The organism is Moorena sp. SIO3I6 (genome assembly GCF_010672095.1).
In genome coordinates this window covers 1-16,196 of the sequence record NZ_JAAHHU010000007.1, presented here as the reverse complement: position 1 = coordinate 16,196, position 16,196 = coordinate 1, and the positions used below count along the sequence as shown (strand labels likewise).

Genomic DNA, 16,196 nt, shown 5'->3' with positions numbered 1-16,196 from the left:
GGGTTGAAGGTCAGTGAGATTGATTCACCTGATTTCCAGCCCTAAGTACCTAATTGAATTAAAAAGTAAACCAGAGTCATGAGTAATCTAAAAAAGAGTATCTTGATCGTTTTAAGTTCTTTGATTGTTGCAGCAATAACGATGTTGCCAGCCCAGTCTGCCTTTGCCGCTAATGGGTGTGGTGGAAGTGACTGCATCCAACATGAACTTCGCACTCAAGCTGCTTGTACATTGCAAGGATCTGACCAGTCTGGTCTACCTCCAACTGGAAAAACTCCTGGATGGTATAAAGGACTAAATACAGAGATCGACCATCAGATTTTAGGGGGTGATGTTGTTGCCTATAAAATTCGTTGGTTCAATGGTTCATGGTCTGGCTGGTATGTCACAGGAGTTAATGATATCGATTGGAAGTTTAACACTAGTCCTAATGATATGCGTCGTGTTTGGAGCTATTTTACTGACCACCAACATCAATACATTTTGTGTAAATAACTGGTGCAAATAACCCTGATGTCTAATAGATTTATTGATAGACAATAAGACTATCAAGACGTTTATAGATGTCTTCCTCTATGGAAGACATCTTCCTCTTTTATGGGATGCCAGGATTACCTCTGGAGGGTGAATCGCAATGCATGCTGTTTGACCCGGTGGGTGTAACGGGCATCTTGCGCGGTGGAACAGGCATCTTGCCTGTTTCATTTTCCCACGCAACTTTTGCCTATTGCTAGCATGCCTATTGCCTTGCGCGTAGCGCTATACCAATCCGTTGCCCATGTTGCCTGATCTGAGATACCCTATGCCTTGGTTCCATTTAAGAAAATCATGGTCACTAAGCTCCTTACCATTCTCCAGAAAGCCCTATCACTCACAGGATTAGTACTACTCCTGTGCTTCTCAGCCTGGTCACTGCCAGCCACAGCAGCCGCCAAGATTACTCCTGAACTAGAACAACAAATACTCGAAGTAATCCGCAACCACCCAGAAGTAATCCTAGAATCAGTCCAGAGATACCAGCAGCAACTGGAACGGGAAAGCCAGCAGCGACAGCAAGCCATCTTGCAGGGCTTCAAAACCAATCCCCAAGCCTTCATTGGTTCCTCTCCCGCGACTGGCTCCATTGAAGATAAAATTGTGCTAGTAGAATTCTCAGACTTTCAGTGTCCCTTCTGTGCCAGAGCTCACGACACCGTCAACCAGTTTATAGCAAACCATGGGGATGAAGTTACCTTAGTTTACAAACACTTCCCCCTCACCGGAATTCATCCCCAAGCCCTGCCAGCGGCTCAAGCAGCTTGGGCGGCCACTCAACAAGGCAAATTCTGGCAGTACCATGATGCTCTCTTCGCTAATCAAAAGCAATTAGGAGAAGATTTATATCTTGCCATTGCCGAAGCCCTAGATTTAGACCTAGAACAGTTTAACCGAGACCGGAACGTAGCTGATAGTGCCATTGCAGAAGACATGCAGCTAGCACAACTATTGGGACTGAGCGGCACACCTTTCTTTGTTATGAATGGTGAAGCCTTCTCTGGTGCCGTGCCCCTAGAACAGATAGAAGCGATATTGGCACGAGTGCGCTAAATAAAGTAGGGTGGGCAAATTAATCTAATCTCGAATAGTCACAAGAACCAAATTGTTTTTGCCCACCCTACTCCCTACTCCCTACTCCCTATTCCCTATTCCCTTAGGTGGTGCGTTACGGGGCGGACTATCGCAACGCTGGCTACGAAGCGGAAAATGAGTGCAAGTCCGCCCCTAACGCACCCTACGCACTGTTTTTGCCCACCCTACTCCCTACTCCCTACTCCCTACTCCCTATTCCCTAATCCCTTTGCTAAAAACAGTTGCTATTTCCTCCGCTGTTCTTTTTTCTCGCCAAAGCCACTGGTTATCCTGACCATGCTCCCGAATATAATAGATAGCTTCATCAAGTAATGATGGGATTTCATCAAAGGTTTTAAAGGTTGAACCCACAGAGACTGGCCAATTAACTTGATGCCGGAGTACTGGATAATCAGAAGTAATTACATAGCAACCACAGCAAGCGGCATCACTCAATACACCACTGGTACGGTAGTAATAGCGATGTTTTTCGTAATGGGCTACTAAAATATCTACCTCATTTAACAAATCAAGATATTGTTTTTCAGTAGTTGTATCATACATTTTGACTCCCAAGTTATCTAAATCCTTAGGCTTCTGCCAAAATGGTACCCCAAGCACTAGCTCAGATTTATGGTCAGATAATTTAGTATAGTCTTTCAAGATTTCAATTATCTTAGCGATTGGCTTATCCTTACGAATCATGCCAACCACACCGATTTTAATTTTTTTATCGGTAGGCAGCCTTTCTCCTGGCTTTAAATTGGGGTAAGCATCGCTCCTGATTGGCATCGGTATTTTTACTTTGGCAGACGCTGGTAATCTAAACCGTTTGGGTAAAACCTCATCATCCATTTCAAATAAAACTGCCTTAAGGTTAAAATACTTGAGGAAAAACTTGAGGTACATTAAGCCCAAAAACTTTAAAGTACTGTGCATAGCTAATTGTTGATTCCAGTGAAGACAAATCCAAACGGGTTTGCGATGCCATGCCAGTAATGGGAGAAGTAAATAGATATTTTGGAGATAAATTTCAAAGAGAAAAAGTCCATCATAGTCTTGACGCTCTTCACTCGTCAAAGACCTTATGCCCATAGCAATATGACGATATTCCCGACGTAAGTGTAATCCTATCCTATAGGGAAACAGGTTAGTAAAATTTTTGATGGAATCAGGGATAGGAATTTCAATGGACAAAAAATCGAGCTTAATTTCCTGAGAGTAAAAATTAATCAGGAGTAGGTCTTGGAGACCATTGTGCATTATTTTCATAGCAGCTTATATTGGTAAGATTAGATTTATTTCAGGGAACAGGGAACAGGGAACAGTGGACAGTAATTGACAAAAAAGTAGAGGTTTATTTGAGAGTAGGTAACTGTTACCAGAGATAAGTAGGTAAAAAAAATAAACCCAGCCATCAGAACTTTTTCCAGCAAAGATTGACTGTGGTTTATATGTCACAGCGGTAATAATTATGCCTACCTACTTAGAGAGATTTGCTTGGCTTGATTAAGGAATCTAGATTAAGCAATCTCTAAGTGATACTTAGATAGTTCCCTAAAATTTTGTGGAAGTAACAGTAAGGCAGAATGGAGAATGAAGAATGTAGAATTAAGAATGCAGAATGTAGAATGCAGAAGTTGCGTAGGGTGCTTTAGGGACGGGCTCGCCCTCATTTTCTCGGTAGCCAATTTTGGGACAGTCCGCTCCGAAAATTGAAACGGGCAAGATGCCCATTCCACAACAAGATGCCCATTCCACAACAAGATGCCCATTCCACAACAAGATGCCCATTCCACAACAAGATGCCCATTCCACAACAAGATGCCCATTCCACAACAAGATGCCCATTCCACAACAAGATGCCCATTCCACAACAAGATGCCCATTCCACAACAAGATGCCCATTCCACCCACCAGGTCAAACAGCTTTTAGGAGATGCACCCAAAGCACAAGGCAGTTGTCAATGGGGTTTTGTACCTCAACCAATTGACAACTGCTATCGGGTTTAGCGGCAGGGGCGAGGAAACAAGCGGCATCGCTACTCCCAGATCTGCTGTTCTTTTATTCGCTGTTCCCTAAAACCAAGTACCTCAGCCCATTGATAAATACTGTAAAATTAGAGTAGTTAACTGACTACGCCCGAACCAAGACTTATGCGTGACCTAGAACAACTAACAAAAGATATTCAAGAACTACCAGAAGATGCTCAAAAAATTATTGCCGATATCATTGAAGTGTTCAAAAAACTGTATTTAACGAAAAAAACGCCATCTCTTCACCCTCTGGAATTAGACAATCAACCTTTTATTGGTATGGGTCGTGATCGACAAGATACTCAAAATAGTAGCGAATGGGTGAGAAGAATTCGACAACAGCATTGGCAGGGCTAAAATGGAAGCAATTCTAATCGACACTGATATTTTGATTGATCTTGCCAATAACGACTCAATTGCTAAATAACGCCTGGTAAGAGAATCTAAAACATCTCTATTGAAAATCAGTATTATTACTAAACTATAATTAATTGTTGGTTGTCGAAATAAACAAGAATTAGACTCTTTGGATAAATTCCTCAGGCAGTTTTATATCATTCAACTCAATCCTCAGATATCCCTCAAAGCCGAACAGTTGATGGGTAGTTACTATCTCAGTCATGGACTCCTAATCCCAGACGCTCTAATTGCTGCTACCGCTATTGAAAATCAAATTCCTCTACTCAGTAAAAATCAACGAGATTATCGCTTTATATCAGCACTCAGTCTATTGAAATATCCATAACATTGATGGAAAACTATTGCTAGCATGCCTATTGCCTACTCCCTACTCCCTACTCCCTACTCCCTACTCCCTACTCCCTACTTCCACCATCGGCTAACATCATCAACCGCTGCCACCGTTTCTCTTAGGGCTTCAACACTCCCAAGCTCGATGATTAAAGGAGCTAATTGAGGAAGATGGTTAAGAAAATCGGGACGGCTTAGACTAGCTAAACAATCAAGAATTTGTTGCCAACCAGAAAAATCAATCAACGAAGGATTTAATTTCTTAAGCAAGTTTTCTAAGAAAGAGGTTTGGGAAAATCCATTCAGGGTTCTGACGACACTTAAGGCTTCTGGTAACAACACTTCCGGTAAGTAGGGTTCTAAGCCCCCCAAGGCATTGCCTTGCTGATAATCAGAGCGAATGGCTCTGGCGCAATCTAAGGCTTGGCCTAAAAACACTGGCGGTAAGTGGGGGGCTAAGTCAGTTAAGAGATCGACTCGTTCGTAGTCATTCTCGGCTCTGACACAATCTAAGACTTCTGGTAACACTTCTGGAAAATGGGGGGCTAAGCGGATTAAGGCATAGGCTTGGGAGGATGGACTCCGAATGGCTCTGATGCTATCTAAGGCTTCTGGTAATAGTTCGGGTAAGTGGGGAGCTAAACGGATTAAGGCATGGTCTCGGTGGAATTGATTCCGAATCGCTCTGGCGCAATCTAAGGCTTTTGGTAACAGTTCAGGTAAGTGAGGGACTAAGGCTCCCAAGGCTAAAGCTCGGCAGTATTCATCCCGAAGGGCTCTAGCACAATCTAAGGCTTGCTGTAACAACACATCGGATACGTGGGGGGCTAAGGCGATTAAGGTATTGGTTAGGTAGTATTCATGCCCAATCCCTTTGGCTTCATGTAAAACTTGCCGTAACAACACATCGGGTAAGTGAGGAGCTAAGCCGATTAAGACATCGACTCGCAGGGATTGATAATCAAAGGTTCTGGTGTAATCTAAAACTTGCTGTAACAACACATTTGGTAAGTGGGGAGCTAACCTGATTAAGGTCTTGACTTGGAAGGATTTATCCGGAATGGCTTTGGTAGCATCTAAGGCTTCTGGTAACACTTCGGGGAAGCGGGAGGCTAAGGCAATTAAGACATTGACTGGTGGGTCGTATCTGGGAAGAGCTCTAGTAATTTCTAAGGCTTGGGGTAACAACACTTGAGGTAAGTGGGGCGCTAAGGCTCTTAAGGTCTGGACTCGGTGGTATTCATTCCGAATAGCTCTGGTAATTTCTAAGGCTTGGGGTAACAACACTTGAGGTAAGTGGGGGGCTAAGGCTCTTAAGGTCTGGGCTCGTTGCTTTTCATCCCGAATGGTTCTGGTAACCTCTATGGCCTGGGTTCGGAAAGATTTAGACATTTCCGGTAAGTGGGGAGCTAAGGTGATTGAGGCATGGGCTCGCTGGTCTTGATCCGGAATGTTTCTGGCGAAATCTAAGGCTTCTGGTAACAATTCGGGGAAGTGGAGGGCTAAGCCGATTAAGGCATAGCGTTGCAAGTATTCATCGCCAATCCCTGGGACGTAACGTAAGACTTCTTGGTCTAAGAACACTTCCGGTAAGTCAAAGACAAAGAGGATTAAAGCCTCGGCTCGGTCTTCTTCATCCCCAAGGCCTCTGGCGTAATCTAAGGCTTGGTGTAACAACACTTCCGGTAAATGAGAGGCTAACTCCTTTAAGGCCTCCTCTCGGTCTCCTTTATCCTGAATAGCTTTGGCAGCATCTAAGGCTTCTGGTAACACTTCCGGGAAGTTGACAGTTAAGGCAATTAAGGCATCGGCTCGCCAGTATTCATCCCGAACCCCACTGGCAACCTCTAAGGCTTGGGGTAAGAATACTTCCGGTAAGTAGGGGGCTAAGTTTTTTAAGACTTTTGCTCGTCGCTCGTGTCGCTCCTCATTAATATAGAAGCTATATTTTAATTTAAAGAGATAGATTCGCTTGTCTGTACCCTCTAAGGTATCGGCGTGGTCATATTCATGCCCAAGGGCTCTCGCACCATCTAAGGCTTCTGGTAACACTTCCGGAAAGTGAACAGCTAAGGCTCCTAAGGCATCGACTCGGTCTGCTTCATCGCGAATTGCTCTGGCGAAATCTAAGGCTTCGGGTAACACTTCCGGGAAGTTGGCAACTAAGGCTCTTAAGGCATCGACTCGGTATGTTTCATCCCAAAAGGACTTGACTCGGTATGTTTCATTCCAAAGGGCTCTGAGGGAATCTAAGGCTTCTGGTAACACTTCCGGGAAGTGGGCGGCTAAGTCAATTAAGGCTCTTGTTCGCTGGTTTCCATCAGGAATGGCTTTGGCACAATCTAAGGCTTCTGGTAATACTTCCGGGAAGTGTGGGGCTAAGTCGATTAAGACATGAGCTCGGTAGGATTCATGCTTAATCTCTCTAGCACAATCTAAGGCTTCGGGTAACACTTGAGGTAAGTAGGGGGCGAAGCCGATTAAGGCTTGTGCTCGGTCCTCTTCATCCCCAATCTCTCTGGCACAATCTAAGGCTTGAGGTAACAACCCTTGAGGTAAGTGGGGCGCTAACCCGATTAAGAAATTGACTCGGTTGAATTCATCCCCAATCTCTCTGGCACAATCTAAGGCTTGAGGTAACAACCCTTGAGGTAAGTGGGGGACTAAGGCGATTAAAACATCGACTCGGTTGAATTCAGCCTTAGTCTCTCTGGCACAATCTAAGGCTTGGGGTAACAACCCTTGAGGTAAGTGGGGAGCTAAACCGATTAAGGCGTTAGCTCGGGGATTAGGTCGCTCGCCTTTACTCGCAATGGCTCTAGCACAATCTAAGGCTTGAGGTAACAACCCTTGAGGTAAGTGGGGAGCTAACCCGATTAAAGCATTAGCTCGATGGTATCTATTCCGAATGGCTCTAGCAATGTCTAAGGCTTCTGGTAATAAAGAAGGGGGAAGATACTCACTAATTGCCTTCAAACCTTCTGCTTTATTTTCAGAATCTTTGCTCTGTCGCACATAAGCTAGTGCTTGAGCTGGGGTCCAGATTTCTTTTTCAACTAATGCTCCCATTAACTCTGGACCAATATTTCCAGCCAAGCTGTTGAGGGATGTAGTAATCAGAGCATACCGACACTGTAGACTAATCGATTCTGTAGGATTTTCTGTAAAATTAGCTGCTGCTATTGCCCAAGCTCTCGATACATCCTTGATAAAATTAGCAGTTTTTCCCTGTCTCTCACACTGCCAATACCAACCGTTATCTCCTGCTGGCGTTTCTTCTTTCAGGAGTTGATGAATGTCATTAATTTTTTTTGCTTTCTCTAGATGCCAGATTAAGTGATTATAGATGTAACCATCATCGGGTAAGGTATGCCATAATCCCTTTTCAGTCTTAGTTTGATAACGTTCTAATAATTGTTGATGGGCTTCGGTAATTGATAATCCTAGCTCTGATTGTACCAGACTACGGGCTAAATCATGTAACAAGTCATGGAGGCGATAGTTAGTGTCTGGTGTAGTAGAGACCCCTGGTAGTAATAAGGCTTTTTGTCGTAAGTATCTTAACGTATCTTTGGCTTCAACTAAATTACAATCCCATAAGGTAGTCGCCATAGACTCAGTAATGGTGACATCCTCCGGCAGTATCCCTAACCAAGCAAAGTTTTTAAATCTATCGTCGTCGAATAATCCCTTTAAACTGAGATTAAAGGAAGCCACTAGACTATAGTTTTTGCGCTTAGCGTCACTTGGCTCTTCCTCTGCTTTCAATCGATCCAAAGCTTCTACACCAATAATTAAATCTTGTAACTCATCCAGTAAATCCTGCCAAGAGATGCCATCCCTAACTTGGGCAGCAGCTAATTCTAATGCTAGGGGTAAGTAGCCGACAGTTTTGGCTAAGGTTTCAGCATATTCGAGTTCTTGATTAGTTAATTTTTTATTAGTTATCTCGTTGGTTAAACAAGACGCTAATAACTCCAAGGATTCATTGGGAGTCATCACGTCCAAATCATAGGGAATCGCATCTTTAACCTGGGCTTCTCTGGTAGTTACTAAAAGCCGACAGCCATCCCCAGCCACTCGAAAGGGTTCAACATGGTCAGGATGCCAAACATCATCGACAACTAGCAAGGCTTTTTTATCGGATAATAATGTTTTTAGTTGTAAAGAAGCTGCCTCAGTGTTAATTGGTTTAAAATCATAATCTCCTAATTGCTGTATCCAGCTACTTAGAAAAGATAAAATATCAGGTTGCTGACCTAAGGTTGCCCAAAAAATCCCATCGGTAAAATGGGATTGAACCTCTTTGTCATGGGCTAATGCTGCAGCTAAGGTGGATTTTCCAATTCCTCCTAAACCATAGATAGCACTAACAACTAACGTGCCAGCTTTAGCGGTTTCTTGGGATAAAAGGATTTGTTTTAGTCGTTGGCTTACTTCCGGGCGTTCCACATAATAAGGAGGTAGTGGGGGAGCTTGATTGAATCGAGTTTGGTTATTCATATTATCAATGTTGTAATTTTCACTAGTAGTCACTAAATGCTCGATACTTTGGACAACTTCCGGATTTTGTTTCGCTGCTGCTTCTACTTCTAATACCACTTCGGCATAATCAAGAGATTGTCTGGAGCTTTTGCGATCGCAGTTACTGTATATGGAGACTGGTTTCTCAGAGATTCCACAAACTGGCTAGTATTGTCCCAGACAACTTGCCCGACATTTCCCCCAGTTTTTTCTATAGCTTTAGTGGCGAGCACAGTAGCAATAGCGAAAACGGCAGCAGCGAATAATTCCATTGTTGAAGGAGATGACTCACAATTTCAGTATACAGAGGTTTTCAATTCGGTCAGGTAAAAATGTCTGGGTTTTAGGGAGTTAGTTAGTAGGGTGGGCAGTGCCTACTAATGCTATCGCCAGCTACTGTTATCTATCTTTTGCACTGCCCACCCCACATCAATATTCTCGCTTTGTGATTGATTCGCCCGGTGGGCAGTGCCTACTAATGCTATCGCCAGCTGCTGTTATCTATCTTTTGCACTGCCCACCCCACATCAATATTCTCGCTTTGTGATTGATTCGCTATTTTAAAGTTAGTAGGGTGGGCAGTGCCTACTAATGCTATCGCCAGCTGCTGTTATCTATCTTTTGCACTGCCCACCCTACATCAATATTCTCGCTTTGTGATTGATTCGCCCGGTGGGCAGTGCTTACTAATGCTATCGCCAGCTGCTGTTATTTATCTTTGGCACTGCCCACCCTACATCAATATTTTTCTTCTGTTCCCTGTTCCCTATTCCCTGTTCCCTTTGCTATGGCATACATTCAACAGTAAAGGCAAAGATTGCTCGAATTGATTCTGGAGTTAGTGTTGGATAGCTTTCCAATATCTGTAACTCTGTCCAACCAGCAGCAAACAAGCCTAAAATAAACTCAACGGATAAACGAGTGCCTTTAACCACTGGCTTCCCTAATAAAATGTTGGGATTGGAATGAATGTATTCTCTCCAATTCATGATGATTAGTTGTTTACTTAGATTTATGGTTAATCTAGTTTATAGCATTTATCGAAAAATTAGGTGTCGTCAAGGATTTCATTAAGCTCCTTAACTTGATTGGTAGCAATATCTGCTTCTGCTCTGGCAATAAGCTTGTCTAGCTTTCCAGATTTTAGGTCAGATTCTAGCTGCTGGTCCCACCTATTATCGCGCATCATCTAAATAATTTTGTAAGCGGGCTGCCAGCTCTATAATCTCGCTGTTCGGTAATTGTCGAATAGCTGTTTCGATTTCATCAAGGGTTAACATAACTAGTCTGTAAATGATGATTGATACTATCCTATAGCATTTTGAGTTTAAATGTAAACATAGGATTGATGTAAAAAGGGAGTAGGGAGTAGGGAGTAGTAAAAGGGAACAGGTAACAGGGAACAGGAAACAAAAATTATTACAATTAATTTACAATTGCTATAACCCAAAAAAACTAGCTAAATCCTACACAAATTTGAGTATAAATCCTGTTAAAAATTTTAGTTGTAAATAAATGTAAAAACTTTTAATTGCCCCTTGCTTTTTTTCGAGTAGTTATGTATAGTATAGAAAGTGACGACCGATACTAATAACCGCGCTGGTCATAACCATTAATCCACACCAGCGCGGTTTTCCTCCCACCTAAATAGGAGTTACTTCTATGATGCCAAAAATATCACGATCATTAATTCTGGCTTTTATATCAGCTAGAAGCCTATTCCACATGTCACAGGCTAGAAGCCTATTCCACATGTCACAGGCTAGAAGCCTATTCCACATGTCACAGGCTAGAAGCCTATTCCACATGTCACAGGCTAGAAGCCTATTCCACATGTCACAGGCTAGAAGCCTATTCCACGGTACTTGAGCTAATTTTGAATAAAAACTGAATGCTTACCTCAAATCCCTCTAAAGACTCAAGTCAAATCTTGCTTTAACTAGAGAAAATAAAATATAATAATTGTTTTATCAAAAACTGCCAGCATCCAGAACAGGAGTCTACCACCGGTGGTTATAGAAATCCCCAAAAGCACTTACGAAGCCAAAACTCAGGAAATTGCCAGAGAACTTCTAGCCGCAACTCGGGAGAAAGGTTCCTTTCTTGCCCAAATGCGAGACCAAATGCGGTGGGATGATAAGTTACTAGCCTGGGCAATGAGTAATCCAGGACTACGGGTGCAGCTATTTCGCTTCATCGATACCCTACCGGCACTGCGTAGCCAAACGGAAGTTGCTCGTCACTTTCAAGAATACCTAGGGGATGAGTCAGTAGAACTGCCTGCTGCCCTGAAGGGAATGCTCAATTTCACCAATCCCGACTCCATACCAGGACAACTGGCAGCCAAAACCATATCTGCTGCTGTAGCCACCCTAGCCCAAAAGTATATTGCTGGGGAAAATCTCAACCAGGCCCTTAAAACCATTAAACGCCTGCGAAACCAGAAGATGGCATTTACCCTAGACTTATTGGGAGAAGCCGTAATTACAGAAGTAGAAGCTCAGTCTTACCTAGACCGCTATCTGCAACTGATCGAACAACTCACTGAGGCAGCAAAACAGTGGTCTAAGGTAGAGGAAATTGATGTTGCTGATGGTAAATCCTTGCCACTCGTCCAAGTATCGGTTAAACTGACAGCATTCTACTCTCAATTTGATTCTCTTGATCCTCAGGGTAGCCAAAATCGGGTGTGCGATCGCATCCGCAAATTGCTCCGCCGTGCCAAAGAATTGGGGGCGGCGGTTCATTTTGATATGGAGCAGTATGAGTACAAAGACATTACTTTCTCCATACTCAAAGACTTGTTAATGGAAGAAGAGTTTCGCTCTCGCACCGATATCGGTGTTACCATGCAAGCCTATCTGCGAGAGTCACAACAAGATTGTCAGGACTTGATTGCCTGGGCAAAACAGCGGGGTAATCCAGTAACCATACGCTTGGTCAAAGGAGCCTATTGGGACCAAGAGACGATAACAGCACTCCAAAACCATTGGCCCCAACCAGTATATAACCAGAAAGCCGCCACAGATGCCAATTTTGAGCGTATCACCCAACTGCTGCTAGAAAACCACGAGTATGTTTATAGCGCTATTGGTTCCCATAACGTGCGCTCCCAAGCTTATGCGATCGCAATTGCTGAAAATCTCAATATCCCCCGTCGCTGCTTTGAGATGCAAGTCCTCTACGGTATGGGAGACCAACTCGCCAAAGCCTTAGTCAATCAGGGTCATCGAGTCAGGGTTTATGCACCCTATGGAGAGCTCCTACCAGGAATGGCTTACCTGATTCGGCGGCTATTGGAAAATACCGCAAATAGTTCCTTCCTACGACAAAGCTTAGAAGATAGACCCGTAGAGGAATTGATTGCACCACCACAACAGTTACAGGAACAGTTGAATGTTGGCACGTTGAATGTTGGCACGTTGAATGTTGGAAAGTTGAATGTTGAAAGTTCACAACCGTCTTCAAACCTACCCTACGGGAACGCCAAAGGCGAACAACCTACTAACCTACCCTACGGGAACGCCAAAGGCGAACAACCTACTAACCTACCCTACGGGAACGCCAAAGGCGAACAACCTACTAACCTACCCTACGGGAACGCCAAAGGCGAACAACCTTCCAACCTACCCTACGGGAACGCCAAAGGCGAACAACCTTCCAACCTACCCTACGGGAACGCCAAAGGCGAACAACCTTCTAACCTACCCTACGGGAACGCCAAAGGCGAACAACCTGCTAACCTTCAACCTACTAACCCATTCACCAATGCTGCCAATACAGACTATGCTCAGCTAGAAGCCAGAGAAAAAGCTAAACAAGCCTTACTTACCGTTCGCCAACAACTAGGTAAGACCTATTTACCCTTAATCAATGGGGAATATCAGCCTACAACAGACACAGTAGATTCTGTTAATCCCTCTAACCCTAGGGTCGTGATCGGGAAAATTGGATTAATTTCTGTAGAACAAGCAGAATTAGCAATCGAGAAAGCTAAAGCAGTATTTCCCAGTTGGCGACGTACACCAGTAAGCGAACGTGCTGGTATTTTACGTAAAGCAGGAGACTTGATGGAACAACGCCGTGCTGAATTATCAGCATGGGTCTGTCTGGAAGTTGGTAAACCATTACGAGAAGCGGATGCAGAAGTCTCCGAAGCGATTGACTTCTGTTATTACTACGCATCAGAGATGGAACGGCTAAGGGATGGATATAACTACGACATTGCTGGAGAAACCAATCGCTATGTCTATCAACCCCGAGGTATTGCCCTAGTAATTTCTCCTTGGAACTTCCCCATCGCCATTACTACAGGAATGACTGTAGCAGCCCTAGTGGCCGGAAATTGTACTCTACTCAAACCCGCAGAAAACTCCTCAGTGATTGCCGCGAAAATAGCTGAAATTTTAGTAGAAGCCGGGATACCCAAAGGAGTATTTCAATTCGTTCCAGGCAAAGGCTCAACCGTCGGTGCCCATATGGTCAAGCATCCCGATGTCCATCTAATTGCCTTTACCGGTTCCCAAGAAGTCGGTTGTCGTATCTACGCCGATGCTGCCATTGTGCAACCAGGTCAAAAACATCTCAAGCGAGTCATTGCGGAGATGGGAGGTAAAAATGGAATTATCGTAGATGAAAGTGCTGACCTCGACCAAGCTGTAGCTGGAGTCGTCAAATCAGCATTTGGCTACAGTGGTCAAAAGTGTTCCGCTTGCTCCCGAGTAATTGTGTTAGAGCCAGTGTATGATAACTTCCTAAAACGGTTAGTGGAAGCAACGCGATCGCTTAATATTGGAGCAGCAGAAGCACCCAGTACCCAGGTTGGTCCAGTGATAGATGCTACTGCACGCGATCGCATTCGGGAGTACCTTGAAAAAGGACGTCAGGAAGCCAACGTAGCATTAGAAATGCCAGCACCTGACACCGGATACTTTATTGGTCCAGTTATCTTTAAAGATATCTCCCCCAACGCCACCATTGCCCAAGAAGAAATCTTTGGTCCAGTAGTAGCCGTAATGGCCGCAAAGAATTTCCAAGAAGCCCTTGATATTGCCAACAGTACCAACTATGGGCTCACCGGAGGCTTATATTCTCGTACTCCATGCCATATAGAACAAGCCTCAGCGGAGTTTGAGGTCGGTAATCTATATATCAACCGCAATATTACCGGCTCCATTGTATCACGGCAACCGTTTGGTGGTTTCAAGATGTCTGGAGTAGGGTCAAAAGCAGGAGGTCCCGATTATCTAGTACAATTCCTCGAACCCCGTACTATTACTGAAAATATCCAGCGACAAGGCTTTGCACCCATTGAAGGCATGGAATAGTTTCTAGGTAAGCTATCAGCGTGTCACGTATCAGCGTGTCGCGTATCAGCTATCAGCTTTTGGTTAGGTCACAGCGTCGAAGCCTGTGCCACAAAGCTGATAGACTTTTCTGGTGACTTTCAATTCTCATTAATTTATCAATATTAAATTCTCCCAAATGAAGTTTGTTTTAAGCTGACCGCTGACCGCTGACCGCTGACCGCTTACTTATGAACTTAGTAGGAAATTCCTCGATATTTCTTTTTAGGCCGTTGTATAACAAACCCTTGAGCATCGGTCGGTAACTGGATTAAGATAGCTTCCACTTCATAGACAATCCCTCGATATTTTTTTTTAAACACCCGTTTAACAGATTGCTTAGTAATTTGCTGACCACTAGGATTCAGGTCGCCCTCAGCTTTTGGTGTATTGTTCTGGTCACTGACTGCTGTCTCAGAAACCACTTTCTCCTGATCGAGATTACCAGTAGGTACTTTTGGATTTTCGGGGGAATCAGATTCTGTCGAATTGTACCAGTATCCGGGGTTTTGAGTTACTATCGAAGCTTCGGAAGCTGAAACATCTTCCGGGAGTGAATCAGGTAAAACTGGCGTAGTAAACTGGTTATGATTTCTGGATTCTTCACTATCAAGATGTCTAGGAGTTTCCGCTTCAGATCTAGCTGTTCTTAGTGATAAAACATCAGTGAATTTAGGTTGATCACTATTTATTGGTGAACTAAAAACTTTGTTGGTTAAACTTCTTTCTTTTTGCTCAATCCAAATTGTCAGATAATGGGGATATTCTAAAACTAAATACAGAGGCCGAAATTCCTGAGAGATTTCGCAACTACAAAACTTTAAGGATTTTTTATAAGCATTTGGGGAAAGATCAAAACCTCTAGTGAATATTTTATTTTGGAAAATAATTGTAGATTCATCCAGCCACTGAATCTCTTGATTAATCTTTTCTGGATCAATTATTAACATTTGGGTAGTTTACCCCCTACTTGATCTATTTTTGGAAATAGCTGGTGAGATTGTGGCAATTTTGCTCTGGAAGTGTCAACGGAAGAATGTAGTCAATTGCGTCGTAGATTTGGCTACATCCTTGACCCAATCTATTGATAATTTATTTCATTAACCCTGGGATTTTGGGCATCGAGCTGGAGTCTTGCCCAGTCAATTAACGGTTTCACGCCTATGTGGGTAAAGACAAATTATTTAGGATGGAGTAAATAACGTTAATAATATTATCACAACTAAAGTGATTTGTCAATCATAAAATGTAGCTAGTTTGACAATTAACCCAACCTTCCTTGTCTCCCCTGTCTTGATGCAATAGCGAGTGGGGAGGGGCTGCGTGTTAAGACAGAACCTTGGACAGGGGAGCCTTATTTCATGTAACTTAAAATTATTACGCCGCTTATAAAGACTCCCCTCTCCTTACGGTAATTCAAAGGGAACCTGCGTCCGCACCGCTGTTTGCTCCGTGGAACGCCAGTTGCTCATGGGGGGAACCACGGCAATAGCGAGTGGGGGAACCACGGCAATAGCGAGTGGGGGAACCACGGCAATAGCGAGTGGGGGAGACCCCCAAGACCGCGCTGCCTCCCCAAGACCGCGCTGCCTCCCCAAGACCGCACTGGCTCCCCAAGACCGCACTGCCTCCCTTCATGAAGGCGCTGCATCGCTTTCAGAAATCGCTACATTTCTGTCTTGGTAATTGGGTATCTGATTATGATCTACTCCATTCAATTGACACTCCCCGGTCTAAAGACGCGGGGATTCTTCACTCAACGATCCAACTTGCTGAACCTGGCCGGAGCCAAGAACAGTAGAGGTCAAAATTAAACTAAGCCGGTGAGTCGCCCCACCGACTCGTCTTCAAAACCGTACGTGATACTTTCGCATCATACGGCTCCTCATCAAACGGAACCATTGTCATTGGTACCTTCTAGAATGGGTTTTC

Annotated in this window: 17 protein-coding genes; 9 read left to right on the top strand and 8 right to left on the bottom strand. The window is 43.9% G+C overall.

Annotated features, from left to right (window positions below; translation table 11 throughout):
* Positions 1-78: 78 nt before the first annotated feature.
* The 3 genes from F6K49_RS04810 (at position 79) to F6K49_RS04800 (ending at position 1,832) form a co-directional block, all read left to right on the top strand.
* A complete protein-coding gene (locus tag F6K49_RS04810; RefSeq protein ID WP_293018706.1) occupies positions 79-495 on the top strand; it encodes a hypothetical protein in 417 nt (138 codons plus the stop codon).
* Between the two features lie 333 nt (positions 496-828).
* Positions 829-1,587, top strand: a complete 759-nt coding sequence (locus F6K49_RS04805) for a thioredoxin domain-containing protein (protein WP_293080102.1) — start codon at positions 829-831, stop codon at positions 1,585-1,587.
* A 110-nt stretch (positions 1,588-1,697) separates the two neighbouring features.
* Entirely contained in the window at positions 1,698-1,832 is a 135-nt protein-coding gene (locus F6K49_RS04800) for a hypothetical protein (RefSeq protein WP_293018703.1), read from the top strand.
* Here the strand turns inward: F6K49_RS04800 and F6K49_RS04795 are convergent.
* Positions 1,822-2,871: a glycosyltransferase family 1 protein gene (locus F6K49_RS04795; protein WP_293018701.1), complete on the bottom strand. Its 1,050-nt coding sequence runs from the start codon at positions 2,869-2,871 to the stop codon at positions 1,822-1,824. The genes F6K49_RS04800 and F6K49_RS04795 overlap by 11 nt on opposite strands.
* A gap of 35 nt (positions 2,872-2,906) precedes the next feature.
* Positions 2,907-3,044 carry a hypothetical protein gene (locus F6K49_RS04790; RefSeq protein WP_293018699.1) on the bottom strand — a complete coding sequence of 46 codons (138 nt, stop codon included), beginning with the start codon at positions 3,042-3,044 and terminating at the stop codon, positions 2,907-2,909.
* A 331-nt stretch (positions 3,045-3,375) separates the two neighbouring features.
* Here F6K49_RS04790 and F6K49_RS04785 point away from each other — a divergent pair, with 331 nt between their 5' ends.
* The 3 genes from F6K49_RS04785 (at position 3,376) to F6K49_RS04775 (ending at position 4,390) form a co-directional block, all read left to right on the top strand.
* Complete coding sequence (locus tag F6K49_RS04785) at positions 3,376-3,621, top strand: hypothetical protein (RefSeq protein WP_293073995.1); 246 nt, start codon at positions 3,376-3,378, stop codon at positions 3,619-3,621.
* 144 nt (positions 3,622-3,765) lie between these two features.
* Positions 3,766-4,002, top strand: a complete 237-nt coding sequence (locus tag F6K49_RS04780; RefSeq protein ID WP_293073992.1) for a hypothetical protein — start codon at positions 3,766-3,768, stop codon at positions 4,000-4,002.
* A gap of 133 nt (positions 4,003-4,135) precedes the next feature.
* Positions 4,136-4,390, top strand: a complete 255-nt coding sequence (locus tag F6K49_RS04775; protein WP_293074004.1) for a PIN domain-containing protein — start codon at positions 4,136-4,138, stop codon at positions 4,388-4,390.
* A 77-nt stretch (positions 4,391-4,467) separates the two neighbouring features.
* Here F6K49_RS04775 and F6K49_RS04770 read toward each other — a convergent pair whose 3' ends face one another.
* Positions 4,468-8,997 carry an NB-ARC domain-containing protein gene (locus tag F6K49_RS04770; protein ID WP_293080110.1) on the bottom strand — a complete coding sequence of 1,510 codons (4,530 nt, stop codon included), beginning with the start codon at positions 8,995-8,997 and terminating at the stop codon, positions 4,468-4,470.
* Positions 8,988-9,191, bottom strand: a complete 204-nt coding sequence (locus tag F6K49_RS04765) for a hypothetical protein (RefSeq protein WP_293018690.1) — start codon at positions 9,189-9,191, stop codon at positions 8,988-8,990. The genes F6K49_RS04770 and F6K49_RS04765 overlap by 10 nt, the downstream gene beginning before the upstream one ends.
* Before the next feature lie 407 nt (positions 9,192-9,598).
* Between F6K49_RS04765 and F6K49_RS04760 the strand changes: the two genes are divergently transcribed.
* Entirely contained in the window at positions 9,599-9,727 is a 129-nt protein-coding gene (locus tag F6K49_RS04760; RefSeq protein ID WP_293018688.1) for a hypothetical protein, read from the top strand.
* Here the strand turns inward: F6K49_RS04760 and F6K49_RS04755 are convergent.
* The 3 genes from F6K49_RS04755 to F6K49_RS04745 form a co-directional block, all read right to left on the bottom strand.
* Positions 9,705-9,908, bottom strand: coding sequence for a DUF433 domain-containing protein (locus F6K49_RS04755; RefSeq protein WP_293018686.1), 204 nt, complete (start codon positions 9,906-9,908; stop codon positions 9,705-9,707). The genes F6K49_RS04760 and F6K49_RS04755 overlap by 23 nt on opposite strands.
* A 59-nt stretch (positions 9,909-9,967) precedes the next feature.
* Positions 9,968-10,108: a hypothetical protein gene (locus F6K49_RS04750; RefSeq protein WP_293018684.1), complete on the bottom strand. Its 141-nt coding sequence runs from the start codon at positions 10,106-10,108 to the stop codon at positions 9,968-9,970.
* Positions 10,109-10,246: 138 nt separating this feature from the next.
* On the bottom strand, positions 10,247-10,369 hold the full coding sequence (locus F6K49_RS04745; protein ID WP_293018682.1) for a hypothetical protein: 123 nt from the start codon (positions 10,367-10,369) through the stop codon (positions 10,247-10,249).
* A 559-nt stretch (positions 10,370-10,928) separates the two neighbouring features.
* On the opposite strand from F6K49_RS04745, the gene pruA reads away from it, so the two are divergent.
* A complete protein-coding gene (gene pruA, locus F6K49_RS04740; RefSeq protein ID WP_293094619.1) occupies positions 10,929-14,246 on the top strand; it encodes an L-glutamate gamma-semialdehyde dehydrogenase in 3,318 nt (1,105 codons plus the stop codon).
* A 215-nt stretch (positions 14,247-14,461) separates the two neighbouring features.
* On the opposite strand, the gene F6K49_RS04735 is transcribed toward pruA, so the two are convergent.
* Positions 14,462-15,214, bottom strand: coding sequence for a hypothetical protein (locus F6K49_RS04735; protein ID WP_293094616.1), 753 nt, complete (start codon positions 15,212-15,214; stop codon positions 14,462-14,464).
* 520 nt (positions 15,215-15,734) lie between these two features.
* On the opposite strand from F6K49_RS04735, the gene F6K49_RS04730 reads away from it, so the two are divergent.
* Positions 15,735-15,950 carry a hypothetical protein gene (locus F6K49_RS04730; protein ID WP_293094613.1) on the top strand — a complete coding sequence of 72 codons (216 nt, stop codon included), beginning with the start codon at positions 15,735-15,737 and terminating at the stop codon, positions 15,948-15,950.
* The last annotated feature ends 246 nt before the right edge of the window (positions 15,951-16,196 follow it).